Origin of the sequence: Ornithinibacter aureus (assembly GCF_009858245.1) — a bacterium.
GTDB lineage: Bacteria > Actinomycetota > Actinomycetes > Actinomycetales > Dermatophilaceae > Fodinibacter > Fodinibacter aureus.
Genome location: NZ_VMSB01000001.1, coordinates 2,776,616 through 2,801,971, shown reverse-complemented (window position 1 = coordinate 2,801,971; position 25,356 = coordinate 2,776,616). Strand labels below are relative to the sequence as shown.

Annotated in this window: 23 protein-coding genes; 10 read left to right on the top strand and 13 right to left on the bottom strand. The window is 69.0% G+C overall.

Annotation, left to right across the window (positions count from 1 at the left end):
- Positions 1-79: 79 nt before the first annotated feature.
- Positions 80-1,765 carry an apolipoprotein N-acyltransferase gene (lnt, locus tag C8E84_RS13280; protein ID WP_159902851.1) on the top strand — a complete coding sequence of 562 codons (1,686 nt, stop codon included), beginning with the start codon at positions 80-82 and terminating at the stop codon, positions 1,763-1,765.
- Positions 1,766-1,894: 129 nt separating this feature from the next.
- Here lnt and ccsB read toward each other — a convergent pair whose 3' ends face one another.
- Positions 1,895-2,875, bottom strand: coding sequence for a c-type cytochrome biogenesis protein CcsB (ccsB, locus tag C8E84_RS13275; protein ID WP_159902850.1), 981 nt, complete (start codon positions 2,873-2,875; stop codon positions 1,895-1,897).
- A gap of 550 nt (positions 2,876-3,425) precedes the next feature.
- Here ccsB and ctaD point away from each other — a divergent pair.
- On the top strand, positions 3,426-5,168 hold the full coding sequence (gene ctaD, locus C8E84_RS13270) for an aa3-type cytochrome oxidase subunit I (protein ID WP_246197081.1): 1,743 nt from the start codon (positions 3,426-3,428) through the stop codon (positions 5,166-5,168).
- 173 nt (positions 5,169-5,341) lie between these two features.
- On the opposite strand, the gene C8E84_RS13265 is transcribed toward ctaD, so the two are convergent.
- Entirely contained in the window at positions 5,342-7,330 is a 1,989-nt protein-coding gene (locus C8E84_RS13265; protein WP_159902848.1) for a bifunctional copper resistance protein CopD/cytochrome c oxidase assembly protein, read from the bottom strand.
- Positions 7,331-7,706: 376 nt separating this feature from the next.
- Between C8E84_RS13265 and C8E84_RS13260 the strand changes: the two genes are divergently transcribed.
- Positions 7,707-8,681: an IS5 family transposase gene (locus tag C8E84_RS13260; protein WP_159904451.1), complete on the top strand. Its 975-nt coding sequence runs from the start codon at positions 7,707-7,709 to the stop codon at positions 8,679-8,681.
- 234 nt (positions 8,682-8,915) lie between these two features.
- On the opposite strand, the gene C8E84_RS18640 is transcribed toward C8E84_RS13260, so the two are convergent.
- Positions 8,916-9,680, bottom strand: a complete 765-nt coding sequence (locus tag C8E84_RS18640) for a VldE C-terminal domain-containing protein (protein WP_484549348.1) — start codon at positions 9,678-9,680, stop codon at positions 8,916-8,918.
- Between the two features lie 251 nt (positions 9,681-9,931).
- Between C8E84_RS18640 and C8E84_RS13250 the strand changes: the two genes are divergently transcribed.
- The 3 genes from C8E84_RS13250 to C8E84_RS13240 are packed head-to-tail and all read left to right on the top strand — an operon-like array spanning position 9,932 to position 11,602.
- Complete coding sequence (locus C8E84_RS13250) at positions 9,932-10,303, top strand: metalloregulator ArsR/SmtB family transcription factor (protein WP_159904883.1); 372 nt, start codon at positions 9,932-9,934, stop codon at positions 10,301-10,303.
- A gap of 35 nt (positions 10,304-10,338) precedes the next feature.
- Complete coding sequence (locus C8E84_RS13245) at positions 10,339-10,974, top strand: cation efflux transmembrane domain-containing protein (protein WP_246196934.1); 636 nt, start codon at positions 10,339-10,341, stop codon at positions 10,972-10,974.
- The gene (locus C8E84_RS13240) at positions 10,961-11,602 is read left to right on the top strand and encodes a methyltransferase family protein (RefSeq protein WP_159902843.1); all 642 of its coding nucleotides are present in this window, start codon (positions 10,961-10,963) and stop codon (positions 11,600-11,602) included. Before C8E84_RS13245 ends, C8E84_RS13240 begins: the two co-directional genes overlap by 14 nt.
- A 91-nt stretch (positions 11,603-11,693) precedes the next feature.
- Here the strand turns inward: C8E84_RS13240 and C8E84_RS13235 are convergent, their stop codons facing one another.
- A complete protein-coding gene (locus C8E84_RS13235; RefSeq protein ID WP_159902841.1) occupies positions 11,694-13,250 on the bottom strand; it encodes a M28 family metallopeptidase in 1,557 nt (518 codons plus the stop codon).
- Between the two features lie 226 nt (positions 13,251-13,476).
- On the opposite strand from C8E84_RS13235, the gene C8E84_RS13225 reads away from it, so the two are divergent.
- Both C8E84_RS13225 and C8E84_RS13220 read left to right on the top strand, forming a co-directional pair.
- Positions 13,477-14,873 (top strand): IS3 family transposase gene (locus tag C8E84_RS13225; protein ID WP_425495968.1). Its coding sequence is split into 2 segments (ribosomal slippage): positions 13,477-13,822 and positions 13,822-14,873, totalling 1,398 coding nucleotides; the frame shifts between segments, so codons are not numbered across the junction.
- 184 nt (positions 14,874-15,057) lie between these two features.
- Complete coding sequence (locus C8E84_RS13220) at positions 15,058-15,372, top strand: thioredoxin family protein (RefSeq protein ID WP_343041679.1); 315 nt, start codon at positions 15,058-15,060, stop codon at positions 15,370-15,372.
- A gap of 297 nt (positions 15,373-15,669) precedes the next feature.
- Here C8E84_RS13220 and C8E84_RS13215 read toward each other — a convergent pair whose 3' ends face one another.
- From C8E84_RS13215 to C8E84_RS13205, 3 genes are read right to left on the bottom strand one after another with little or no spacing between them, the layout of a single operon-like run.
- A complete protein-coding gene (locus tag C8E84_RS13215; RefSeq protein WP_246196933.1) occupies positions 15,670-16,455 on the bottom strand; it encodes a cation efflux transmembrane domain-containing protein in 786 nt (261 codons plus the stop codon).
- Positions 16,452-17,354 (bottom strand): cation diffusion facilitator family transporter, encoded by a 903-nt coding sequence (locus C8E84_RS13210; RefSeq protein ID WP_159902835.1) that lies wholly within the window; start codon positions 17,352-17,354, stop codon positions 16,452-16,454. Before C8E84_RS13210 ends, C8E84_RS13215 begins: the two co-directional genes overlap by 4 nt.
- Entirely contained in the window at positions 17,351-17,776 is a 426-nt protein-coding gene (locus C8E84_RS13205) for an ArsR/SmtB family transcription factor (RefSeq protein WP_159902833.1), read from the bottom strand. Before C8E84_RS13205 ends, C8E84_RS13210 begins: the two co-directional genes overlap by 4 nt.
- Positions 17,777-17,917: 141 nt before the next feature.
- On the opposite strand from C8E84_RS13205, the gene C8E84_RS13200 reads away from it, so the two are divergent.
- On the top strand, positions 17,918-18,577 hold the full coding sequence (locus C8E84_RS13200) for a DsbA family protein (protein ID WP_246196932.1): 660 nt from the start codon (positions 17,918-17,920) through the stop codon (positions 18,575-18,577).
- Complete coding sequence (locus tag C8E84_RS13195; protein WP_246196931.1) at positions 18,574-19,209, top strand: vitamin K epoxide reductase family protein; 636 nt, start codon at positions 18,574-18,576, stop codon at positions 19,207-19,209. The genes C8E84_RS13200 and C8E84_RS13195 overlap by 4 nt, the downstream gene beginning before the upstream one ends.
- A 67-nt stretch (positions 19,210-19,276) precedes the next feature.
- On the opposite strand, the gene C8E84_RS13190 is transcribed toward C8E84_RS13195, so the two are convergent.
- From C8E84_RS13190 to C8E84_RS13165, 6 genes are all read right to left on the bottom strand, one after another.
- Positions 19,277-19,612, bottom strand: coding sequence for a YnfA family protein (locus C8E84_RS13190; RefSeq protein ID WP_159902831.1), 336 nt, complete (start codon positions 19,610-19,612; stop codon positions 19,277-19,279).
- A 229-nt stretch (positions 19,613-19,841) separates the two neighbouring features.
- Positions 19,842-21,095 carry a tyrosine-type recombinase/integrase gene (locus tag C8E84_RS13185; RefSeq protein WP_211675557.1) on the bottom strand — a complete coding sequence of 418 codons (1,254 nt, stop codon included), beginning with the start codon at positions 21,093-21,095 and terminating at the stop codon, positions 19,842-19,844.
- A complete protein-coding gene (locus tag C8E84_RS13180) occupies positions 21,092-21,295 on the bottom strand; it encodes a helix-turn-helix domain-containing protein (protein WP_159902829.1) in 204 nt (67 codons plus the stop codon). Before C8E84_RS13180 ends, C8E84_RS13185 begins: the two co-directional genes overlap by 4 nt.
- Positions 21,296-21,727: 432 nt before the next feature.
- Positions 21,728-23,227, bottom strand: coding sequence for a potassium/proton antiporter (locus C8E84_RS13175; protein ID WP_159902827.1), 1,500 nt, complete (start codon positions 23,225-23,227; stop codon positions 21,728-21,730).
- A gap of 269 nt (positions 23,228-23,496) precedes the next feature.
- Positions 23,497-24,231: a GntR family transcriptional regulator gene (locus tag C8E84_RS13170; RefSeq protein WP_159902825.1), complete on the bottom strand. Its 735-nt coding sequence runs from the start codon at positions 24,229-24,231 to the stop codon at positions 23,497-23,499.
- Between the two features lie 148 nt (positions 24,232-24,379).
- Positions 24,380-25,255 (bottom strand): aldo/keto reductase, encoded by an 876-nt coding sequence (locus C8E84_RS13165; protein ID WP_159902823.1) that lies wholly within the window; start codon positions 25,253-25,255, stop codon positions 24,380-24,382.
- Between the last annotated feature and the right edge of the window lie 101 nt (positions 25,256-25,356).

The following is a 25,356-nucleotide window of genomic DNA, read 5'->3' as shown; positions in this document are numbered from 1 at the left end:
CGCAGCATCCGAGGGCCTCGGCGCGTCAGACGCCAACAGGTCAACTGCCAACCGAAGACTCCGCATCAGGCGGGCTGGCGTGAACGCAGCCCTGCGGCTCGTTGGAGCCGCGGTGGCGGGGATCGCTCTGGACGCAGCATTTCCCGGGCTCGGATGGTGGCCGCTCGCGCCGGTCAGCCTCGCGATGCTGTTCCTGCTCCTGCGGGGCCAGCCAGTGGCTCTGGGGGCCCTTGTGGGCATGGTCTTCGGCCTGGCGTTCTTCGTGCCACACCTGTCCTGGTCCGGCATCTACGTCGGGCCGGTCCCGTGGCTGGCGCTGGCCTGCCTACAAGCTCTCTACGTTGGCGCGTTCGGGGCTGTTGTCACCCTTGCGGGACGGTGGGTGGGTACATCTTGGGCCCAGGTTCTGCTGTGCGTACCCTTGTGGGTGGCTCAAGAGGCTGTCCGGGCGCGTACGCCCTTCGGCGGCTTCCCGTGGGGGCGGGTCGCGTTCTCGCAGGCGGACGGCCCGGCCGTGGGCTGGGCCTGGGTCGGTGGCGCTCCGATGGTCACGTTCGTCATCGCAACCGCGGGGGCCCTGACGGCGTTGGCCGCGCTGCGGCTTCGCTCCGCCGGCCTGGGTCGCTCACAGGGTGCCTGGCGTCCGGTGGCACTGCTGGCTGCCGCTGCGGTACTTCCCTTGGCGGGCGACCCGTTACGCACGGCTGGTCAGGAACCCCCGCAGGATCAGGTCACCGTCGCAGCGGTGCAGGGCAACGTGGCCCGACCCGGCCTGGACTTCAACGCTGAGCGCCGAGAAGTCTTGGGCAACCACGTCAAGGGCACACTGGCCCTGGCCGAGGACGTGCGGCGCGGACGTCTGCCCGCACCGGATGTGGTGCTGTGGCCGGAGAACTCCAGCGACATCGACCCCACGCGCGACAGCCAGGCCGCCACCGAGATCACCCTCGCGGCGGCCGCGGTCGGTGTGCCCGTCGTGGTGGGCGCGGTGTTGTCCGAACCCGCCCCGAACGTCTCGAACTCGACCCTCGTGTGGTCGCCCACAGGGCAGGTGACGGCCCGATACGACAAGCACCGCCCGGTGCCGTTCGCCGAGTACGTGCCCTACCGGTCCTTCTTCCGGACCTTCAGCACGGCCGTGGACCTCGTGCGCACCGACTTCGCGGCGGGCAGCGGACCCAACATCGTGCAGGCCGGGCCGGTACGGCTCGGGGTCGCCATCTGTTTCGAGGTGGCCTTCGACGACCAGCTGCGCACCGCGGTCCGCCAGGGGGCGCAGGTGCTGTTCGTCCCGACCAACAACGCCACCTTCGGTCGAACGGACGAGAGCGTGCAGCAGCTGGCGATGTCCAGGCTCAGGGCAGTGGAGCTCGGCCGACCCGTGGCGCACGTGTCCACCGTGGGGGTGAGCGCGTTGATCCGCCCGGACGGGAGCTTCGTGGGCAAGGGCGGGCACTTCACCTCCGAAGTCTTGAGCGCCTCGCTCCCGCTGTCGACGAGTTCGACTCCGGCACTTCGGCTCGGCCCTGCGCTGGAGCTGGCGATCGTCGCTGCGGGATTCGCCATCCCGGCACTGATGGCCATCAGGCGTGCTCGACGCCCGGATGGTCGCCGTGCTCAGCCAGCAGGGTCGAGGACAGCCAGGTGGGGCCACCTCTCTCTCGTGAAACCGCGACGCGGTAGCGACCACCCCGCTTCTGCCGCCGCGAGGCGACCTGGGTTGTCTCGCCGTGACGAAAGCGGCGCAGAGCCAAGGACGACATGACGGCCGACGGCAGCGCCGCGCGGCGACGCGGGGAGCCATGTTCAGCTCGGTCGCAGGCCGAACGGCGGGAGCAAAGCCAGGCAGCCGAAGAGCACCAAGAACCGCACGAGGGGCTCGCGCATCACGGGTTCACAGCCCCGAGTACGAGTGCATGCCGACCAAGAACATGTTGACGACGGTGTAGTTGAAGATGATGCAACCGAACCCGGCGAGGGCGATCCACGCGACGCTCTGGCGTCGCACGCCCGTGGTCGCGCGCGCGTGGAGGTAGCCGGCGTACACGGTCCAGATGACGAACGTCCACACCTCCTTGGGGTCCCAGCTCCAGTACGCACCCCACGCTTGGCGGGCCCAGATGGCACCGGCGATGAGGGTGAAGGTCCACAAGGGGAACGCGACGACGTGGATGGAGTAGGTGAGTCGCTCCAGCGCCCGGGAGTCGGGGAGTCGGTCCATGAAGGAGGCGGGCCTGGGGTCCGCGGCCTCGAGGCGGGCCTGGATGAGATAGATGATCGCGAGTGAAAACCCGATGGTGAAAAGCGCCACCGACAGGGTGGCGACCGAGACGTGGATGGCGAGCCAGATGGAGCGCAACGACGGCATCAGTTCGGAGCCGTCGGTGTACCACGCAGTGACGGCCAGTCCGAGCGTCAGCAGGACCGGCCCGACAACAAAGAGCCCCAGCCAGCGCAGGTCCCGCCGGCTGGCCCACGCAACGTAGGTCAAGAGCGTCAGCATGCAGCCGACGATGGCGAACTCGTACATGTTGCCAAGCGGCCACCGGCGCACCTCAAGGCCCCGCAGGACCACGCCAGCCACGGTGAGCAGCGTGCCCAGCAAGGTCAGCATCCACGCGATGCCGCCCGCCCTGCGCGCGCCCATCGACACGGGCTCGGCGTCGACTGCTGCCAAGCCCGGTCCGTTCGTTGCCGCGGGCACCTCTGCGCCCCCCACAGCGACAAGTTCGCGGTCGTCGGCGACCCGGGAGTTCGTCCGCGTCGGAGCAATGCGGGCGAGATAGACCGAGTACATCACCATCGCCAAGGTGAGCACGCCCATCGCCGAGTACACCGCGAGGCTTGACAGCTGGGCCAGCGTGGTGCCTGTCACCGAGGCTCCTTCACGTCGTCAAATGATGGCGCTGCTCGCGCTGCCGTCAACGCCGCCCCGACGAGTCCGACGAGTCCGACGTCACGCACCACGGTAGAGCCGCTCTCCGCATCGCGCGAAGCATGATGATACCTGTCGACCTCGAAGACGAGTGAGAAGGATCCCGACAGCGTGGCAACCGCTGGATGAGCGCCAACGCTCTGGGCTGTCGGTGCGGGCGCGAACGCGGCACCGCTGGAGCAGTCGGGTAAAATGGTCCCGGGCAAGCCCCGATCTCGACGCCCGTCAGCACGATAGTGCGACCGTTCCATGCAACGAGGGTCCACCGACGCGCGCTCAGCCCTGAGTTTCGCACTGCGCAGAGACGATCTTTGCAGCGGCCCTCTTGACATTTCGTCAGCCGCCGCTTCGGATGGCTTCTGACCGCCGTTCCCCGATCGCACAGCGCCTAGGCTGCTGCCCGACACACATGGCGGGCCCTTTTCTCCCTCTACGCCTCCCGATCACCGACGAGAGTGAGCACCCGATGAGCGCCGCCACGGAGTCGACCATGTTCCGGACGACCGATGCGCCAGCGACCACGCGCCGCATCGCGCCGGGGTCCACGGTGGTGAAGTGGGTGACGACCACTGACCACAAGGTGATCGGCAACCTGTACTTCATCACCTCGTTCATGTGGTTCATCATCGGCGGTCTCATGGCGTTGGTGATCCGGGCCGAGCTGATGGCTCCGGGCCTGCAGGTCGTGGACAACCCCGACCAGTACAACCAGATGTTCACGATGCACGGCACGATCATGCTGCTGCTGTTCGCGACGCCCCTGTTCGCGGGCTTCGCGAACGCCCTGATGCCGTTGCAGATCGGCGCGCCCGACGTCGCGTTCCCGCGGCTGAACATGTTCGCGTACTGGCTCTACCTGTTCGGCGGGCTTATTGCGGCGGGCGGGTTCCTCACGCCCGGTGGTGCGGCGGCGTTCGGCTGGTTCGCGTACGCGCCGCTGTCCGACAGCGCTTTCAGCCCGGGCCTGGGTGGTGACCTGTGGGTCTTCGGCCTGGCCCTGGCTGGTTTTGGCACCATCTTGGGTGCGGTCAACTTCATCACGACGATCCTGTGCATGCGGGCCCCCGGGATGACGATGTTCCGGATGCCGATCTTCGTGTGGACGGTGCTTGTCACCTCCATCCTCGTGCTCCTCATCTTCCCCGCGCTGGCTGCGGCCCTGTTCGCGCTCGGCGCTGACCGTCGCTTCGGTGCGCACGTGTTCGACCCGGCCAACGGCGGAGCAATGCTCTGGCAGCACATCTTCTGGTTCTTCGGGCATCCAGAGGTCTACGTCATCGCTCTGCCCTTCTTCGGGATCATCTCCGAGGTCCTCCCGGTCTTCTCCCGCAAGCCGATCTTCGGCTACAAGACCCTGGTCTACGCGACCATCGCGATCGCCGCGCTGTCGGTGAGTGTCTGGGCGCACCACATGTACGTCACCGGTCAGGTGCTGTTGCCGTTCTTCGCGATCATGACGATGCTGATCGCGGTCCCGACGGGGGTGAAGTTCTTCAACTGGATCGGGACGATGTGGGGGGGCAAGCTCTCCTTCGACACACCGATGCTGTGGTCGATCGGCTTCCTCGTGACGTTCCTGTTCGGCGGTCTGACGGGTGTCATCTTGGCCAGCCCGGCGTTGGACTTCCAGCTCTCGGACAGCTACTTCGTGGTGGCCCACTTCCACTACGTCGTGTTCGGCACCGTGGTCTTCGCGATGTTCGCCGGCTACTACTTCTGGTGGCCGAAGCTGACCGGTCGGATGCTCGACGAGCGGCTGGGCAAGATCCACTTCTGGATGTTGTTCATCGGCTTCCACACGACCTTCCTCGTCCAGCACCTCATCGGCATGCAGGGCATGCCCCGCCGCTACGCCGACTACATGCCCGAGGACGGGTTCACCCTCGGCAACCAGATCTCCACGGTCGGGTCGTTCATCCTGGCGTCCTCGATGTTGCCGTTCTTCTACAACGTCTGGAAGACGTGGAAGACCGCGCCGCTCGTGGAGACCGACGACCCGTGGGGCTACGGAGCCTCACTGGAGTGGGCGACGTCCTGCCCGCCGCCGCGCCACAACTTCGACAGCATGCCGCGCATTCGCTCGGAGCGCCCGGCCTTTGACCTGCACCACCCCGAGGCGGCGCCCGCAGGGGTCCACGACGCGGCCATGGCCGGCGACAACGCCCTGGTCTCGGCGCTGGGGCCTGCCGACCTCGGCGGCAACGCCTTCGCCGACGAGAACAAGGAGGGCTGAGCGATGCTGCGTCGGCATGCTGGATGGCAATTGCCCCCGCCTTATCCGTCCTCGCCATTCTGATCGCGAATCCGGGCCAGCACCCCCCAGCGTCCGCGTCGGGCTGCGCTGCGGACGGTCGACTGTGCACGATTCCCTGACGCTTCGCAGGTCGCAGAGGGACACCTCCGCCGTCATCCTCCCGAGCGCTCGGTCTCGGTTTCTTGGCGGAGGCGGGACAGGTGCTCGTTGTACGCGCGTAGCTGGGCGTCGCCGTCGCGGTCGGCCTGCCGGTCCAGACGCCGCGACTCCTGCTCGTCACGGCGGAACCACTGCACAGCCACCATCACGGCGAGCACGAGCGTCGGTGCCTCCCCGACACCCCACGCGATCTCACCGGCTCGCTGCTGGTCGGCCAGCGGGTCGGGCCCCCACGGCAGGTTGAGCTGCGCGAAGAAGTCGGGCGCCAGCAGGGTGTCGCTGCCGGTCAGCGCCACCCCGAAGAACGCGTGGAAGGAGATCGTCGCGAAGAGGATGACGAGCAGCATGAGCGGGTTCCACCGCGGGACACCGGGATCGATGCCGATGAGCACCCACGTGAAGAGGTACCCGGTCAGCAGGAAGTGGGCGATCATCAGCAGGTGCCCGGTGTGGGTGGTCAGCGAGAGCTCGAACAGCCCGGTCCAGTAGAACGCCGCCAGGCTGAAGAAGAAGAAGCACGCCGCGACCACCGGGTTCGCCAGCACCTTCATCGCCCGGGAGTGCACCACCTGGAGCAGCACCTCGCGCGGCCCCCACGTCTTGTCGGGGCGAGCCTTGAGGGTGCGCAACGCGAGGGTCACCGGTGCACCGGGCACGAGCAGCAGCGGCACGATCATCGCCACGGCCATGTGCATCACCATGTGCACGCTGAACAGCACCCGCCCCCAGATGCCGGGCGCTCCACACGTGGCCCACACGAACAGTGCCCACCCGAGCACCCAGCACACCGTGCGCAGCACCGGCCACGCGTCCCCGCGCCGCCGCAGCCGCACCACCCCGGCCAGGTACAGGCCGACCGCGAGCACCGCGATGCCGACGAAGAGCCAGTCCATCCGCCAGGCGCTGAACCAGTGGCCGGACATCATCGGCCCGGGGTCGGGGTACCCGGTGAGCTCGAGGATGCGGCTCGGTACGGGCGGGGCGTCGTCCACTGGCGGCGCGCTGCGGGCGAGCACCGCCGCAAGCCCGGTCGCGCCACCCATGACCGCTAGCTCGACGACCGCGAGCCGGGCGAAGGCGCTGCCGTCACCCGGGTCGGCGGTCAGCCGGGTCGCGATGGAGCGCCGGTGGAGCCAGCCGAGCACGCCGAGCGCCACGATGGCCAACGTCTTGAGCAAGACAAGAGCACCGTAAGCCGTGAACAGCGCGCCCAGCGAACCGAGCCGGATCCATGCCTGCTGCGCCCCGGTGACCGTGACGAGCGCGAAGCACCAGACCGCGACGGTGGAGTAGCGCGAGACGGTCACGCCGAGGTCATCGCCGAGGGTGGGCCGCATCGCGACGAGCGCGATGAGCCCGCCCACCCAGACCACAACCCCGATCAGGTGCAGACCGAGCGCGTTGACCGCGTCCTCGTGGCTCGCGGACCCGGCGGCGTGCCCCGTGAGCGCGAGAATGACGACACCGACCAGGGTGAGCACGGCGAGCCACGCCATCGGGGCGCGCCGCGTCGCGACCGTCGCCGATAGGGCCACGATGACTGCGACGAGCGCGCTGATCAGCAGCACCCGTGTCGTCTCAAGTGTCCAGGCGAACGACACCAGCTGGGGCAGGAGGTCAGGGGTCAACAGTGAAGTGCCTGCGAGGGAGGCGAACGTCAGTACGACCTCGAGCAGGGCGGCGACCGCCCAGAGGGAGGCGGCCCGAGCGGCATACCGCGTGGCCGTGACCCGACGGTTCGTGCGCACACGCTCGGGCACCAAGAAGGCGGCGAGCCCGAGGAGCCCGACCGTGGCACTCGCAGCCAGGGTGCTCACGGTCGACACGAGAGGGAGCCCCCAACGCACCAGCGGGCCCGGGTCAGCCAGGGCGAGGGCAGCTACCGCTCCTGTCAGCGCCGCGGCGAGCGCGGCCGCCACGAGACCTGCTGCCACTGCGATCCCCAGGGGCCGCCCGAGCGACCGGGTCTCGGGGGTGGCCATGCCGACCAGCGTAGTTCGCGTGCCTGTGAAGGTGCCCTCGGGGGCACCTTGCTCGATGGCGTGGATGTGGGCACCAGAGCATTCGTCTCACCAGCTGCCGTGAGCGCGACACGGCGGGTAGTGCCGAACCCTTGGATGGGGTTCGCAGAGAGGACGATCGGAGAACAGTCGGGCTTGCCACATGTCCCCGGCTGCGCCAGCAATTGGCTGTGCGAACGCGTAGTCCCTCAGGCGGCGGAGGGTCTCGCAGCCGGTCGGAAAAGGCGAAGTCGGGACGAGGGAGGTCGCCAAGGTCCTAAGGAATCACTGATTTTCTCGGCTGGCCGGGGCGTCTTCGGCCTTGGTGGGTGGGGTCCCGGGAGAATGGGGTGTGGATATCGATCAGCCCAGTTTCACCGACATTGAGTACGGCAACCGGCGGCGTGTGTCGCGTCGGGAGAAGTTCTTGGAAGCGATGGACGCCACGATCCCGTGGGCGTCGTGGGTGGGGGTGATCGAGCCGTTCTACTACGCGGATCGTGCGGGTAAGCGGGGCCGTAAGGCCAAGCCGGTGGAGACGATGCTGCGGATGTACCTGCTGCAGGTGTGGTTCTCCCTGTCCGATGAGGGCGTGGAGGACGCGGTGTACGACTCGTACGCGATGCGCCGGTTCATGGGGTTGGACTTCGCGGTCGAGCAGGTCCCGGACGCCACGACGCTGCTGCACTTCCGGCACTTGTTGGAGGAGCACCACCTCGGGGAGAAGCTGTTGGCGGCGCAGAACGAGGTGTTCGCGCAGCAGGGCTGGATCATGCGGGGCGGGTCCATCATCGACGCCACGATCATCGCGGCGCCGTCATCAACGAAGAACGCCACCGGCACCCGCGACCCGGCGATGCACCAGACGAAGAAGGGCAACCAGTGGCACTTCGGGATGAAGGCCCACATCGGCGCTGATGCCGGGACCGGGTACGTCCACACGGTGACCGCGACCGCGGCGAACGTGCATGACCTGGACGAGGCGGTGCACCTGGTGCGCGCCGATGACGAGGTTGTGTACGCCGACGCCGGGTACCAAGGAGCTGCGAAGCGGCCCGAGATCGCCGAGAACGAAGACCTGTCACAAATCACGTGGCAAGTCGCCCCACGTAAAGGGGTGCTCAAGACGATGCCCGAGCATGACCGCGCCGTGGCATCACGCCAGGCGTCGGTGCGGGCCAAGGTCGAACACCCGTTCCTCATCGTCAAGCGTGACTTCGCCTTCACCAAGACCCGCTACCGCGGGATCGCGAAGAACCTCAACCACCTCAACGTGTTGTTCGCCTCCGCGAACTGGTTGATGCGCGCCAGGGCCGCCGCCCTCATGGGGTGACGGCCAGGCTTCAGCCTGCCCGCAACCGCTAGAAACACCCCGAGACCCGGGGGTCAAGAGCCCAACCCACCGGGCGAAACGAGCCCCCGGGGAGTGCCCCCGACCCCGCCGGGCCCCCGCACCAACCAACTGCCCCCTTGATCAGCGCTTCCCTAAACGTCGGAGGCGCGGAAACGAGCATCGCGTGAGGCACCAAGGGGCTCTGGGGGATCAGCCCGGCCTCCACGCCTGGGCTCAGTTGACGGTTACGTGGACGTGGTCCATGTGGTTCTGGGTGGGTGAACCACGGTCCTCCATCATCCTCCAGGAACGCCCGGGCGCCCAATAGCGCTGCCGCCAGATGAGGTACTTGACGTCGTACGTCCCGATATTGGCCTGGACGAAAGCGGCGACCGCGTCACCTTGGCTGCGTGAGGAGATCATCAGGTCCAGTGCCTGACCGGTGCCGTGTTCGCCCGCCCCTGCCCGGAACCCGCCGATGCTGCCGAGCCCGAATCGCTGTTGGACCGCAGTGCACAAGCGGGCCGCGTTGGACCGCACGCCCAAGCCACCGCACTTGGCGGACACGCCGCCGGACCCGGAGCTCGCACGGCTGCTCGAGGCGGTCGACTGGCCCGAGGGTGCTGTGTTTACGGGGTCGGGCTTGGGCTTGGGCTTGGGCTTCGGGATGGCTTTGACCCCGGAGACCCCGACCGGGTTGGGTGCGGCTGGGGCAGCGCCGGTAGGCGCAACTACTGCCGGGGTGACGGCCACTCGAGCCAGCGACCGTGAAGCACTGCCTGCATCGTCGCGTGTGCCGACGGTTACGACGGCAGCCGCCTGCGGCAGTTCCAGGCTGGAGTTGCTCGGCGCCACGGTGAATGCGGTCGCACCCGCCACGACACCAGCAACGGCGACTCCCTTCGCCGCCCAGACCGCGCTGGCTCGGGCGGCCCCGTCTGGCAGTCGACGAACAGGGCCTTGGGCACGGCGTCGACCGGGCGCGCGGTGGCGAGACATGTAGGTGGGGTGCCTTCCGGGGCGGAAACAAGAAGCCCCAACGTACGTCATGACCGCCAACAAAGTCACATTCTGGTAACGACGCGCCATCGCCGCATCCTCGCGTGCGGCCGCAGCGAGCCGCCCGGAACAGGGTTTGGACTCCCCTGACAACGCTGATGGTCGGCGGCTGAGGACTCTCCCAGCGAAGTGAGTTGAAACGCGAAGCTGCCGTCGCCCCTTTCATTGGCCATGTACGCTATCATCGCTTTATGTCGATGCTAGATGGGACGTCCTCGAGTCGGTTAACCAACCCGCTGGACGCGGCGGCGTTGTTCCACGGGTTCAGCGATCCCTCACGGGTGTCGATCCTTCGGCATCTGGCGTTGGGTGAGCATCGCGTGGTGGACCTGACCGCTCACCTGGGTTTGGCGCAGAGCACCGTCTCTGCGCATCTGCGGTGCCTGAGTGACTGCGGGCTGGTCTCCGGGCGCGCCCAGGGACGGGCGACGGTGTACTCGCTGCAGCATGCGCAGGTGCTCGAGGATCTCTGGGAGGTGGCCGAACGGCTCCTGGAGCGCACCGGTCATGCACCGGCGTTCTGTCCCAGCAGCGGCAAGGCCGCAGCGGCGGACGCGTCATGAGCGTGCCGGCCCCCGGGACCACTGATCCGGCTGGCGTGTCTGCCGCGGAGGTGGAGGCGCTGACGCGGCGGGCGTTGCGGCTGTCCCAGTTCACGGTGGCGTACAACGTGGCTGAGGGTGTGGTCGCGGTCGCCGCGGGGCTGATGGCGGGGCTGGTGTCCTTGGTCGGGTTCGGGTTGGACTCGGGGATCGAGTCGGCGACGGCGGTCCTGGTGGCGTTGCGCCTGTCCGCTCGGCTGCGCCTTGGGAAGGCCGATGAGGCCAAGGAGCGGCGCACCCTGCGGGCTGTCGCGGTGACGTTCTTCGCCCTGGCCGGTTACGTGACGGTCGAGGGAATCCGGTCGTTGGCCGCCGGTGACCCACCGGAGCACTCGACGGTGGGGCTGGTGCTGCTCGTGCTCTCCGTGGTCATCATGCCCGTGCTGGCCCGGGCCAAGCGCCGCGTGGGCGGCGCCCTGGGCGGGGACCGGCTCATACTGGCCGACGCCGCCCAGACCAGGATCTGCGTGCTGCTCAGCGTCTCCACCTTGGTCGCCCTCGGCCTGTACGCACTGACCGGCGCAGCCTGGCTGGACCCGGTGGCCGGGTTCGTCATCGCGGTCTTCGCCGTGCGTGAGGGCCGCGAGGCGTGGGAAGGCGAGCTGGTGGAGGAAGACGATGACGACCACTGACCCTGAGACTGCACTGGCGTGGTGGGCCCTGGCCCTGTTCGCGGTCTACCTCACGCTGGGGTTCGTGCTCCGCTCGGTGCTGCATTACCGGGCCACCGGCGACACCGGGTTCCGGGGCATCTCCGGGCCGGTGGGCTCACCCCGGTGGTGGGCCGGTGTGCTGTTCGTCCTCGCCCTGCTGACCGGGGTCCTCGGGCCCGTCGCGGCACTGGCCGGCATGGAGCCGATCGGGGTGTTCAACGACCCGGACGTGCAGGCCGCGGCCGCGGTGGCCGCGGTCGTCGGGATCGTTCTCACGGTGCTCGCTCAGCTGGGGATGGGCTCCGCCTGGCGGATCGGGGTCCGTGAGGGCGAACGCACGGCGCTGGTGACGGTGGGGTGGTTCGCGGTGGTGCGCAACCCGATCTTCAGCGCCATGGCTCTCACGGGGGCGGGGCTGGCCTTCATGGTGCCCAACCTGGTCTCCATCGCGGGGCTGGCTCTACTGCTGATTGCCCTGCAGCTTCAGGTCCGGATTGTCGAGGAACCGTACCTGCGCGCCCAGCACGGTCCGGCGTACACCAGCTATGAGCAGTCCGTCGGACGGTTCGTCCCGTTTCTGGGACGTCGCCGGCGCACCCGGGCCTGAGTGTCCACCGCCCGTCCACGGTGACCGGCGCCCGGGGGACCCCGCTCCCGGGTTTTACCCTGGTCTCCCTGTGGGGCTGGTCAGGACATGTTCACCTGCCGGCGATGTTCGCGATCGGTGTGGGTGGTCCCGTCTGCTTGACGTTGAAGTTGCCCTTGCCGCGCTGACCGTTGACCGCTTGGGTGCTCTGGGCGAGGGAGATCGTGGCGTGAGCGGCGGCGTCACTCATCTGATCGAGCGCCACCGGGCTCAGGTTGTCGATGTCATCGCAGGAGAGGTGGTAGCAGGGGTCGTACTGTTCGCCAGCCTGGCCGCCATAGACGGCCGCCTCTTCTGCCGTCTTGATGCCCTCGGCACCGGTGAACAGTCCCCCGGCCGGGATGCCGGCGTCGATGAACGGCCCGTAGTCCGACCGTCCGTCGAAGGCGGTGGGTTCGGTGGCCAGACCCTGGCTGGCGAAGTAGTCCAGGAACAACGTCTCGATGGCGTCTGACCCTGCCGGCGCGCCGCCGGGCGGCGGGGTGGAGTCGGACAGGTCGCCGTCGTAGACGAAGCGCACGAAGTTGGACGACCCGACCATGTCGAAGTTCAACATGGCGGCGATATGCGACCTCTCCTCGGGCGACAGGCCTGCCACGTAAGCCTCAGCCCCGAGGAGGCCGGACTCCTCGGCGCCGAACCAGATGAAGCGGACCTTGTTGCGGGGGTTCACCTTCGCCATCTGCTCGGCGATCTCCAGGGTCGTCGCCGACCCTGACCCGTTGTCGTTGAGTCCCGGCCCGACACCCACCGAGTCCAGGTGGGCACCGACCACGATCACGTTGTCGGGGTCGCCGCTGGTGCTCTCGGCAATGACGTTGCTGGTGGTGTACGTGCCGGGAGCCCAGTCGATCTTGAACCGGGCGGTCTGACCGGTGTCCCCGCTGAGCACCCCGTTCGCCAGCTCCGTCCCGGTCTCCACCGTGGCGGCGAACGTCGGGATGTTGATGCCGTCGAAGTTGAACCACAACGGCTCCGTGCGGCCCGGCTGCCCTTCGTTGATGAACACCATCGCTGCGGCACCAGAGGCGTCAGCCCGCAGGAACTTCTCGGCGAAGGGGCAGGTACCGCGCTGCACGATGATGATCGCCCCCGGGGGCATCCCGGTGTAGTCCGCGTCCTGGCAGCCGCTGGTGCTGGTGTTCGCTGGCCCCACCGCAGGCAGGGCCAGGTCGATGGCCCACACCGGGGCGGTGACGTCGATGCTGTACGGCGTGGACTTGAACATCGAGCCGAAGTCACCGCCAAGGCTCGCCCCGGCGATCCCGCCAACGAACTCGGTGCCACCCTCAATGCTCAGCACCGGCGCCTCGAAGTCAGCCAGGAAGTCCAATGTGTACTCGAAGTCCTGCACCTCGACGTCGAACCCGGCCGCCGCGGCCCGCTCTGCGACGTAGTCCGCGGATCCGTCGTACCCCGGTGCCCCGGACAGCCGGTTCCCGGCTGCAGCATCAGAGATCGCCTGGAAGGCCTGCTCGTGCTCGAGGATCCCCGCCACGGTCACGGCCGCACGGAGCTTTGCCGAGTTGTTGTTGTTCGGATTCGCCGCCGCTGGGACGGCCCCCACGAGCAGGACGGCGCACACCAGGAATGCGCCACCGACCGGCATTGACCGCTTCATCTTCCGCCTCCGACATCCATGGCGAGCCACGAAGAAAGTCGGTCCCCAGCATCGCCCTCCACCCACGGAGCGTCAAGGGCTCGACCGCAGCGCCTCCGACGAGTGTGTGACCGAGCTCGAGCTTGGCTTGACCCTGTGCGTCAGGCTGTGGTGAGACACAACGACTGAGTTCCTTCCCTTGCACGGGGTGAGAAGCGAGTAGCAACCGATGACGATGACTTTGGCTGATGGGGCCGTTGATGATGGGGTCATGGGACCTCGAGCTGACCGGCCCAAGCGGCGGGTGTTCACGGCGGAGTACAAGGCGCGGATCCTGGCCGAGTACGACGCTGCCGAGCATGGGGCGCGGGGTGCGGTCCTGCGACGGGAGGGGTTGTACTCCTCGCACATCGTGGAGTGGCGCCGAGCTGCTGAGGCTGGTGCGCGGGCGGGGCTGGGCCCGGTCGGGCGGGACCGGCGGGACGCGGAGATTGCGGCGCTGACGGCCCGGGCGGAGCGGGCCGAGGCCGAGCTGGCTAGGACCCGGGCGGCGCTGGACCTGGTGGGAAAAGCACACGCGCTCTTGGAGACTCTCTCCGAGAGCGCGGAGCCGACCAAGCGGTCGCCGCGGTGATCACCCCGCTCGTGGACGAGCTCGCCGTGCACACCGGCGTGAAAGCCGCGTGCGCGCTGCTGGGACGGGCACGAGGCAGCCACTACCGCGCCAAAGCCCCTCGCCCAGTTCGGGACCGGGCGCAGCGGCCGGCCCCACCCAACGCGCTCACTGACGCCGAACGGCGTGAGGTGCTGTCGGTGTTGACCAGCGACCGGTTCATCGACAAGTCCGTGGCCCAGACCTGGGCGACGCTGCTGGACGAGGGCACCTACCTGTGCTCGCGCTCCACGATGCACCGGATCCTGCGCACGAACGACGCCGCGGGTGAGCGCCGCGCCCAGGCCACCCACCCGCCCCGGGTCAAACCCGAGCTCGTAGCGACCCGGCCCGGGCAGGTGTGGTCCTGGGACATCACCAAGCTCCGAGGACCCGAGCGTGGGGTGTACTACCACCTGTACGTCGTGATCGACATCTTCTCCCGCTACGTCGTCGCGTGGACCGTCGCCGCCTACGAGGACTCGGTCCTCGCCGAGAGCATGCTCGAGGAGGCGATGGGTGTGCATGGGATCCCCGACGTGGTCCACGCGGACCGGGGTACCTCGATGACCTCCAAACCCGTGGCACAGCTGCTCGTCGACCTGAGCGTGACCCGTTCGCACTCCCGCCCGCACGTGTCCAACGACAACCCCTACAGCGAGGCCGCGTTCAAGACGTTGAAGTGCGCCCCGGTCTTCCCTGGCGAGTTCGGGTCCCTGGCCGACGCCAGAGCCTTCTGCGAGACGTTCTTCGGCTACTACAACCACGAGCACCGCCACGCCGGGATCGGGCTGCACACTCCGGCCTCGGTCCACTACGGCACCGCGAGAGAGGTCCGCGCCCAGCGACAGGTCACCCTCGACGCCGCGTACGCGACCCACCCCGACCGCTTCGGCCGCCGCCGGCCGGCACCACCGAAACTGCCCACCGCCGCGTGGATCAACCAGCCCTCACAGGAGGCCCTCATACAAAGCGCCTGACCGCAGATGTCTCAAACAGCTTGACACCTTCCGTGACGCGCCTGAACAACACTTGTCGAATGGTCACTCTGGCCGACGCGCAGGCACGGGACCTGAGGGATCTCGCACCACTGAACCTCAAGGAGAGGCATGATGTCCTTCCTTCGCGGAACTGGTCAGTTGCGGTGGGCACGGAAGGAGGATCATGACCCTGGCGGTGACGGTGCTGTACTTCGAGGGTTGCCCGAGCTGGCGGACCGTGCTCGATCGGTTGCCGCCGGCGGCGGCCCTCGTCGGTGTCCGGATCACGGTGAGCACCCAGCTGGTCCAGACGCCCGAGGATGCCGACCGGTTGGGGTTCACCGGGTCGCCCACCATCCTCATCGGCGGGCACGACCCGTTTGCTGAGCGAGGCATGGTCCCGGCGATGGCGTGCCGGGTGTACGCGACACCGCAGGGTCTGGCCGGATCGCCCACGGTCGACCAGCTCGCCGAGGCCCTCAGGTCGAGCGTCAACTAACGCGCCGTCCGGCTCTCTGGCCACGGACGCCCATGTGGGCGACCATTGTGTTGTCATGGACACCGCACAGGGAGCCTCGGCCCAGACCCAACCGTCCTGCTGGTGCTGTGGCAACGCCTTCGACGACACGGACCTGACCCGCTTGGGCGCCCACCCAGAGGTCGGCCTGTGCGCTGGCTGCGCCCGGTGGCTCAACCGGCGGGCGCGCTCCACGGCCGACCAAGGACGTCGCTCCCCGGCTGTGGTGCTGCGCCGCGGCATCGGCGCCGCCCGGGAAAGGGTGATGACCGTTGGCGCTCACGCCTGGCCGCTTGTCGGGCCGCTGCTGACGCGTCTGGACAGGCACCTTCCCTGACGGGTCGACAACGCATCGGTCGCGCCGCGCTCAGCAGTCGCAGCCGGAGTCGGTGCACGTGTCCTGGATGCTGCCTGCTGGCCGAACCCCGGGGCGCAGCAGTCCTCTCCCCGCCAGCTCTCGAGTCCCTCGCGGACCGCGACCGCGGCGATGACCAACGCGGCGACCGAGTCGAGCCACCACCAGCCCAGGATGGCGTTGGCAAGCAACCCCAGCAGGAGCACGGCGGACAGGTAGGTGCACAGCAGGGTCTGGGTGGAGTCCGCGACGACCGAGCCCGACCCCAGCTGGCGTCCGGTGCGGCGCTGCGCCCAGGACAGCAAGGGCATCACGGCCAACGAGGTCGCAGCCAGCGCGATCCCGAGCGGGGCGGTGTCTGGTCGCTGGCCGGTGGCCAGCGCCGTCAACGAGTCGGCCGGGACGTACGCGGCCAGGGCGAAGAACGACACCGCGATCAGGCGTCGTGCGGTGTGCTCGCGCGACTCGGGCACCTGGTGACGGAACTGCCAGAGGATGACCAGCCCGGAGGCGACCTCCACGGTGGAGTCCAGGCCGAAGCCGACGAGCGCGGCCGAGTCCGCCGCCCTGCCCCAGCTGATCGCCAGGACGGCCTCGATGACGTTGTAGGCCACCGAGGCCCCGGCCAGGAGCTGGGCTCGAACCGCCAGCTGAGCTCGGCGGGCCGCGACGGTCGGCGGTGACACTTCTTGCCGTGCGGGCCCGGTCACCAGTTCACGCCCAAGCACTGACGGTCGCGGGTGGTTTCCACCTGAAGCGTCGCGTGGGCGATCGCGAACTGGTCGTGCAGGACGGCCCGCGCCGCGGCCAGAACCTGTTCGGGGTCGCCGGCCTCAGTGACCAGGTGTGCGGTGGCGACGTCCATGCCCGAGGTCAGGGTCCACACGTGCAGGTCGTGGACCCCGGAGACGCCGTCCACGTTCTCCAGGGCGGCCAGCATCTCGGTGGGTTCGATTCCGGCCGGGGCGTGCTGGCCGAGCACGGCCAGGACCTCTCGGCCGAGCATGACCGCGCGCACCAGGACGAACACGGCGATGGCCAGGGCGATCACCGTGTCCCATACCGCTGAACCGGTCGCGGACACCAGCAGGGCCGCGGCGATGACACCCACCGAGCCCAAAGTGTCGGCGATGACCTCGAGGTAGGCGCCCTTGACGTTCAGGCTCTCCCCGGCGCCGCCGCGGAGCAGGAAGATACAGATGACGTTGATGACCAGTCCGATGGTGCCGACGACCAGCATCGTGCCGGAGGCAACCTCTGCCTCGGTGCCGATGCGGCTGACCGCCTCGACGCCGATGTAGACCGCTACGCCGATCATCAACAGCACAGCCAGCCCGGAGGCGAAGACCTCCGCCCGGTAGGAGCCGAAGGTGCGGCGCCCGGTGCTGTCTGGGCGGGTTGCGATCCGGGTCGCGACCAACGCCGCTCCCAGCGTCACCACGTCGGCGGCCATGTGCCCGGCATCGGAGAGCAGCGCCAGCGACTGCGAGAGCACTCCCGCGACCAGCTCCACCCCGAAGAATCCCCCGACCAGGGCGAACGCGACCGCCAAGCGCCACCGGTGCCGGCCACCGGCGTGCCCGCCGCCGTGTCCGTGTCCGCCGCTCACGTGGGACCCACCCCGGAATGGTCAACGACTGCGCCCGCACCTGCGCCTGCACCCGAGTCGTGCACGGTGTGCTCGCGGGTCACGTCCAGCAGCATCCGCACGTGCGCGTCGGACAGACGGTAGTAGACGTTGCGTCCCTCACGACGGCCGGTGACCACGGACGCGGCCCGCAACAATCGCAGCGCCTGACTGACCGTGGTCTCCGTCGTCCCGGTCGCCGCGGCCAGGTCGCACACGCACAGCTCCCCGGCCTCCAGCAGGGCGTAGAGCAGCTTGGCCCGGGTCGGGTCGCCGAGCAGCTTGAACACCGCGGCTACGGCCACGATCTCCTCGGGCCGCGGCGCGTTCTCGGCCACCAGTCGCACTTTTTCCGGATGCACGCACTCCACAGCGCACCCGTCGAGCCCCAGAACCGTCGCCATCGTTGTCCTTCATCTGAACAGGTGATCAGGTGTTACTGTGGTCCCTCGCGACCGGCCTGTCAACTGGGCTGAGTCACCGAAGGCTCCAGGTGGCCATCACGGCACCCTGGAGCGCCTCGTCACCATAAGGGGAGTCCGTTCGTGGCCAAGCGCAACACCATCCTGTCCGTGCTACTGGTCCTAGCGCTGGGCGTGCTCGCCACGGTCATCGTGCTCGCGGCTCGCCCCACAACCTCGGACGCGCAGGCCGGGGATGACGTGACCACCTCCGGCGTCGTCGTGCGCGAAGACAGCCACCGCCTGTCCACCGCGCCCCCGGGGGCCCCGGTGTTCGTGGAGTTCCTGGACTTCGAGTGCGAGTCCTGCCGCGCGGCGTTCCCGAGCATCGAGAAGCTGCGCGCCGAGTACGAGGGCCAGGTCAGCTTCGTCATCCGCTACTTCCCCATCGACAGCCACGCCAACGCGATGAACGCCGCCAAAGCCGTGGAGGCCGCGGCCGCCCAAGGCAAGCTCGAGCAGATGTACACGATGATGTACGAAACCCAACCCCAGTGGGGAGAGCAGCAGGATTCTCGCGCCGGCCTGTTCCGCGAATTCGCCTCAACCCTCGGACTGGATCTGGCCGCCTACGACGCCGCCGTGGCCGACCCCGCCACCGAGGCCCGCATCGAGAAGGACCGCCAGGACGGGCTGGCGCTGGGCGTGCAGGGCACCCCCACGTTCTTCCTCGACGGCACCAAGATCAACCCCTCCAGCGAGGAAGAGCTGCGGGCCGCATTGGACGCCGCCATCGCCCAGTGAGCCCCACCGCCATCCCGACGCCTCGCGCCACCGCCGACGCCCCCTCACCCGGGCGCGAACCAGGGGCTGCCAGTGAGGGGAGGTGGATCGCCATCGCAATGATCGTCGTCGGCACCGCTGGCGCGTTGGCGTCCGCCGCCCTGATCATCGAGAAAGTCGCGGTACTTGCCGACCCCACCCACGTCCCTGCCTGCAGCATCAACCCCGTGATCAGCTGCGGGTCGGTGATGATGTCCTGGCAGGCCGAACTCCTCGGGTTCCCCAACCCCGTCCTCGGCCTGGCCGGCTTTCCCGTCGTCGCCGCCTCCGGCGCGGCCCTCCTCGCCGGTGGCCACCTGCGACGCTGGTACTGGATCGCCCTGCTCGCCGGATCCCTGGCCGGTGTGGGCCTCGTGCACTGGCTCATCTTCCAGAGCCTGTACCGCATCGGCGCCCTCTGCCCCTACTGCATGGTCGTGTGGGTGTGCGCCGTGACCACGCTCGTGGCGGTCTCCGCCCTGCTCGCCACCCGCGGCATCCTGCCCGCATTCATCGCCCGGTACGCACCCACGATCCTCATCGCCTGGCTGGCCGTCGTCGCCACTTTGGCCACCATCCGATTCCGCGACTACTGGGCAACACTGCTCTTCTAGCCTCCTCGGCCACCTGCTGCCCGGCAGTCCCGCTTCTTGTGTGTGCCGTGCCTAGCGGCGGATCGCCTCACGCTGCGCGAGGGGAGTACATGATGACGGCAACCCCCACCAGGCAGATGAGAGCTCCGGTGATGTCCCACCGATCGGGGCGGAACCCGTCCGCGATGACTCCCCACAGCAGAGACCCGGCGACGAACACCCCGCCGTATGCAGCGAGGATCCGGCCGAAGTGAGCGTCCGGTTGCAGCGTGGCCACGAAACCGTACGCTCCCAGGGCGATGACCCCCGCACCCACCCACACCCAGCCGCGGTGCTCACGCACTCCCTGCCAGATCAGCCAGGCCCCACCAATCTCGGCAATGGCGGCCAACACGAACAGAAAGAGGGATCGCGCCACAGTCATGCGGTCATGGTGCCAGCGTGGACAAGGGTGGCGTCTCACCCCGAACGCCAGAACGGAACCCCACGCTAGGCGAGTGCCCAATAGGGGGCCATGTTGGTCAACGCGTCCAACTGGGCTAAGGAGCACAGCACTGTGCGATGAGACGCATGCTCATCGACACCACGCCCAGGGCCACACGGCGGCACGTCCGGGAGACCACCCGCACGTAGACGACCAAGGATCGTGCATCTCAACCGCGGTCGCCCTGTGCGTCGCTCGAGGGTTTGGTCGGAGTGCTGTTGATGAGGTGTTCGAAGGTGGTGGCGGCGCCGCTCGCTTGGTCGTCCAAGACGTGCGCGTACACGCGCAAGGTGATGGCGGGGTCGGCGTGCCCGAGCCGTGCGGCGACGACATGGACCGGGACGCCGGCCTTGAGGAGGAGGGTGGCGTGCAGGTGGCGCAGGTCGTGCAACCGGATCACCGGCAGCGGTGGGGTGCCGGCCTCGACGGCGGCGGTGTTGTGCTGGCGCTGCAGCTTGGCCATCAACGCGGTCGGGGTGTCGGGGAACAGCGGTTCGCCGAGCTCACGGCGAAAGACGTGGTCCCCGCCCACCCACAACGCACCGGCCAGGGCCCGTTCGGCCTCCTGACGTTGGCGGTGCTCGGCCAGGACCGCGGCGGTGCCGGCGTCGATGCTGACGGTGCGTTCGCGCCCGCCCTTGGTGCTACCCTCCACCCGGACCCCGCCGATGACCGACACGGTCCCGCGCAGCCGTACGAATGCGCCCTGGCCGTGTTCGTCACCGAGGTGGACATCGGCCCAGCGCAGGTTCATCAGCTCCCCACGCCGGGCGCCGGTGTACGCGGCAAGCCGGAAGTAGCCGTGCAGCCGGTGCCCCATCGTCGTGGCCAGGAAGGAGGCCAGGTCGTCAGCGGTCCACATGACCACCGCAACAGCCTGCTCCTTACGAGGTCGCTTGGCCCGCTCCGCCGGGTTGGTCGTGAGGATCTGGTCGTTGCGCACGGCGTCGGCGAACGCCTTGCGCAGCACTGCGTGCACGTACTCCACCGACCGCGCCGACAGCGGCTTGCCGCCCCGCCCGCCGGACTCCATGAGCTGCCGGTACAGCGTGCTCAGATCGGCCGGGCGCAGCGCCTGCAACCGGATCCGCCCGATCCGGGGCGCCACGTAGGTGTTGATGATGTGTTCGTAGCCGGCGCGGGTGCGGGGCTTGACTTCGAGGGCGTGCGCCATGAGCCACCGGTCCAGGTACTCCCCCACAGTCACCGTGCTGCGGTCGACGAACTCCCCCCGGCCGGCAGCGATCCTCGCCTCGTCCCGGGCACGCTTGGCCGCGGCCTCGGTGGGGAACCCGCCCACCCAGCGGGGCTTGCTCACCCCGGCGCTGTCGGTCACCCGGATCACGTACGACCAGCTGTTCCCGCGCCGGATCACCCCGTTCCGCAGCTTCGGCGCCGCACCACCCTGGCGGGCGCTGCTCATCGGGCACCCGCCAGCCGAGCAGCCGGCACGAGTTCGAGGGAGTCGACGTAGGTCGCGAGGTCCTCACCGCGGACCCAGCGTGAGCCGCCGATCCGCACCGAGGGCAGCGCCCCGCAGCGGACCAGCTCGTAGACCTTGCTGCGGCCCACACTCAACGCCGCCGCGACGTCGGTCAGCGTGTACAGCATCTTGTCCTCCATGGTCTTCCCCTTCCCTCGTAGAGCCCGCCACGCCGTGATCGGGTGCGGGCCGACTGACATCCGAAAGCGTCCAAGGGGGCTCTTGTGGACACCGCGCCTTCCGTGGTTTCGTAACCACCGCACGGATCCGGGCCCGGGCGCGATGACCGCCCAGACCCACGGTCTTGCTAACGCTTTGCTAACCGCACACCGAACAGACCCAGCTTCATCCGCACGATTCGAGGAGGCCGTGAGCACGAAACGTGCTCCCAAAAACGTTCTGGGACAGCCCGTCTCGAACTGAAAATCGGAAGGTCGGCGGTTCGACCCCGCCCCTGGCCACCAGCAGCGCCGCAGCCCCCCGAGCCGCAGGTCACCACCGGTGAACCTGCGGTTTCGTCGTTTCCTGGGGCTGGTCACATGCGGGGGCTGGTCACATGCGCGGGGTGCTCATCAGGATGGCAGGCCCAGCTCACCGCGCCAGGTCGCGAGGCGGCCGGCCCGGCTGATCGCCCGAAGCCGCCGCTCGACCCCGGGCCGCTCGGAGTCGGTGACCGCCAGCAGCAGGTGGTCACCGCGACGCAGCATCGTCGACGGTTTCGGTGCGAAGAGGATGCCGTCACGCAGGATCAGCGCGACGGTCGCGTCCCCGGGCAACCTCAGTTCGGAGATCTCGACCCCGTGCAGCCGCGACCCCTTGGGGATGTCGCAGGTGAGCATGCTCGCTCCGATGTCCTCGAACGGTGCGTGTTCGATCTCCAGCTCGGCGGTGATCTCCGGCTCCGTGACGGCCAGCCGCGACGCCGCCCAGGGCAGGGTCGGCCCCTGGATGACGGTGAAGACGACGACGAGCAGGAAGGTGACGTCGAAGATCTGCTGTGCGTTCGGCACCCCGGCGGTGATGGGGAAGGTGGCGAGCACGATGGGAACCGCACCGCGCAACCCTGCCCACGAGGTGAACGCCTGCTCGCGCCACGGCATCCGAAACGGGATGGAACACAGCGCGACCGACAGGGGGCGCGCCACGAGGGTCAGGGCGACCCCGACGACGATCGCGGGCACCAACGCGTCGGCCAGCCGGCTCGGCGAGGCGAGCAGCCCCAGCACGACGAACAGGCCGATCTGCGAGAGCCAGGCCAGCCCCTCGGCGAACCCCAGGGTGGCCGCCCGGTGCGGCAGGTCGGCGTTGCCGAGCAGCAGGCCTGCGAGGTAGACCGCCACGAACGGGCTCCCACCGACGACCCCGGCGACGCCGAAGCCGAGCATGGCGAACGTCATCGTGGCCAGCGGGTACAGGCCGGTGGCCGGCAGGGCGACCCGCGACAGCACGAACCGCCCGGCGAACGCCACGACCACCCCGGCGACGACCCCCAGCCCCATCTGCTGGACGAACCCGAACAGGGCCGACCACCCGTCGAGGTCCTCCCAGGCCGAGGAGACGACGAGGGTGACGAGGATGATGACGGGTGGGTCGTTGAGCCCCGACTCGGCCTCGAGCAGGGCCCGCGTGCGGCGGTTCAGCGGCAGCCGACGCATGACGGCGAACACCGCGGCCGCGTCGGTGGAGGACACGACGGCCCCGAGCAGCAGCGCGGTGCGCACGTCGACGTCGAGCAGCAGCCACGCAGCCGTCGATGTCACGGCCACGCTGATCGCGACCCCGACGGTCGCGAGGACCCCTGCGTGCAGGGCCACCGGGCGGATGACGTGCAACCGGGTCGTCAGACCCCCTTCGGCGAGGATGACGGCCAGCGCCACGGTGCACACCGTCTGCGCCACGGCGGCGTCGTCGAACCGCAGACCCAGACCCGCTTCACCGATGGCCAGCCCGATGCCCAGGTAGAGCAGCAGGCTCGGCAGGCCGGCGCCCGTGGACACGCGAACCGCCGCCACCCCCAGCAGCAGCACGGCCGAGACGACGAGGACGACGACCTCGAGACGGTCAGGCGACATGTCCCAGGGCACGGCCGACGGCATCCATGGACCAAGCCTGACACGGCGCCATCACGGGCACCATGGCGGCAGGACCCCATTTCCGGCGCCGAGGCGGCACGCCTCACAGCATCCCTCGACGCACCCAGCGGTAGCCGCGGGGTTGCTCCGACGACTGTCAAGGGGTGGCGAGGAACCCGTGGGCCTGGGCGCTCGTGTCGTCCAGGTGGTCGCCGACCTTGTCCAGGGCGGCCCCGACTGCGCCAGCCTTGCGCCGTTCACGACCGCTGTCAATGAGACTCGGCCGCAGCAGGGTGCTTCACGTCGTCGAGCCGGTGGCGGGCCACGAACCGGAAGCGGTCCCCACGAAACAGCGACCTGGTCCACTCGACCGGCTGGCCCTGCGCATCCCAGGCCGTGCGGTGCACGAGCAGGAGCGGCAGACCGGTGTCGACGCCGAGGAGGTCGGCGACCACCGGGTCGGCGAGCGTGGTCTCGACACTGTCCTCGACGGCATCCACGACGCGGCCGTAGGCCTCGGCGAGCGTGCGGTAGAGCGACCCCTTGGCGGCCAGGTGCTCGGCCAGGCCGGGGAAGACTCCCGGCAGGTGGGCCACCTCGTGGGCGATGACCTCGTCACCGCGGGTGCGCAGCCGTTCGACCCGCTGGACGGGCTGGCCCGGTTCGACCCGCAGCGGCCCGACCATGGCGTCGGTGGCCTCCTCGACGGTGACCGACAGGATGCGGCTGCCCGGGCTCCAACCCTCGGCGGCGAGGTCCTGGCTGAACGACGTGGCCTGGCGCACCTGCATGAGCTTGGGTTGGGAGACGAAGGTGCCGCGCCCCTGCGTGCGTTCGAGGCGTCCCTCGATGACGAGCTCGGCGATGGCCTGGCGCACGGTGGTGCGGGAGGTGTCGAACTGCTCGGCGAACTCACGCTCGGTCGGGACGGCCGCTCCCGTGGGCAGGTCGGCGATCAACGCGAGGATCTCGCGCTTGACGCGGTAGTACTTCGGGACCTTCATCGCACCTCTTGACGCCGACCGGCAGACACCCCTGCGAGGGTGGTCTACACCAATCTACGTCATGACGTGGTCAGCGCACACGTCCCCCGGGTCGCGAGGCAGCGTCAGGGGCGGCGACCGGCCTTCCCGCGAGGGGCGGTGGGGCCGGTCAGCAGAACTGCGCCTCGATGACCTCGATCTCGGTGTCGGTGAGCTCGAGGTGCACCGCCTGCGCCGAGTCGGTGATCGACTCGGGTCGGCTCGCACCCGGGATAGGAATGACGTGCTCGCCGAGCGACAGCTCCCACGCCAGCACGACCTGCTGCGGGCTCACGCCGCGCGCGAGACCGATCTCGTGGAAGGCGGGGTAGGTCTGACCCACCTGCTTGCTGGCGGCGCCGGTGCCGCCGAGCGGGCTCCACGGCAGGAAGGCGATGCCGCGCTCCCCGCAGAACTCGAGCTCGTCGCGGCTGGACCGGAAGCGCGGGGAGAACTCGTTCTGGACACTGGCCAGGAATCCCTCGCCGAGCACCTCGATCGCGACCTCGATCTCCTCGACGTTGGCGTTGGAGATGCCGACGGCGCGGACCTTGCCTTCGTCCTGGAGGGCCTTGAACGTCTCGACGACCTCGCCGTAGAGCCGCCAACGGTCTGGTCGGTGCCACTGGTAGAGGTCGATGACGTCGCGATCCAGAGCCCGCAGCGACGCCTCGACCGCGCTGCGGATGTACTCCGGCGACCCGTCGCGACCCCAGGACTCCCCCGGGCCGCGGGTGATCCCGCCCTTGGTGCCGACGATGATGTCGCTCGTGTCGCCGTAGGACGCCAGCGCCTTCGCGACCAAGCGCTCGTTGTGACCCATCTGGTCCCACGCGGGGGCGTAGATGTCGGCGGTGTCGATCAACGTCACCCCGGCGTCGAGGGCGGCGTGCACGGTGGCGATCGCCCGCTCCTGCGCCGGCTGGTCGTTGGCGCCCATCGACATCGGCATGGCACCGAGGCCGATGGCGGAGACGGTGAACGGTCCGAGTCTGCGGGTCTTCATGACGTCCACCCTAGGTCGGCTCGAGGAGTCAAGACGTGCCCGGGATCCCGCGATCTCCTCTGCATGTCTCGACTCCTCGACCCCTCGGCCCTGTCACCCCG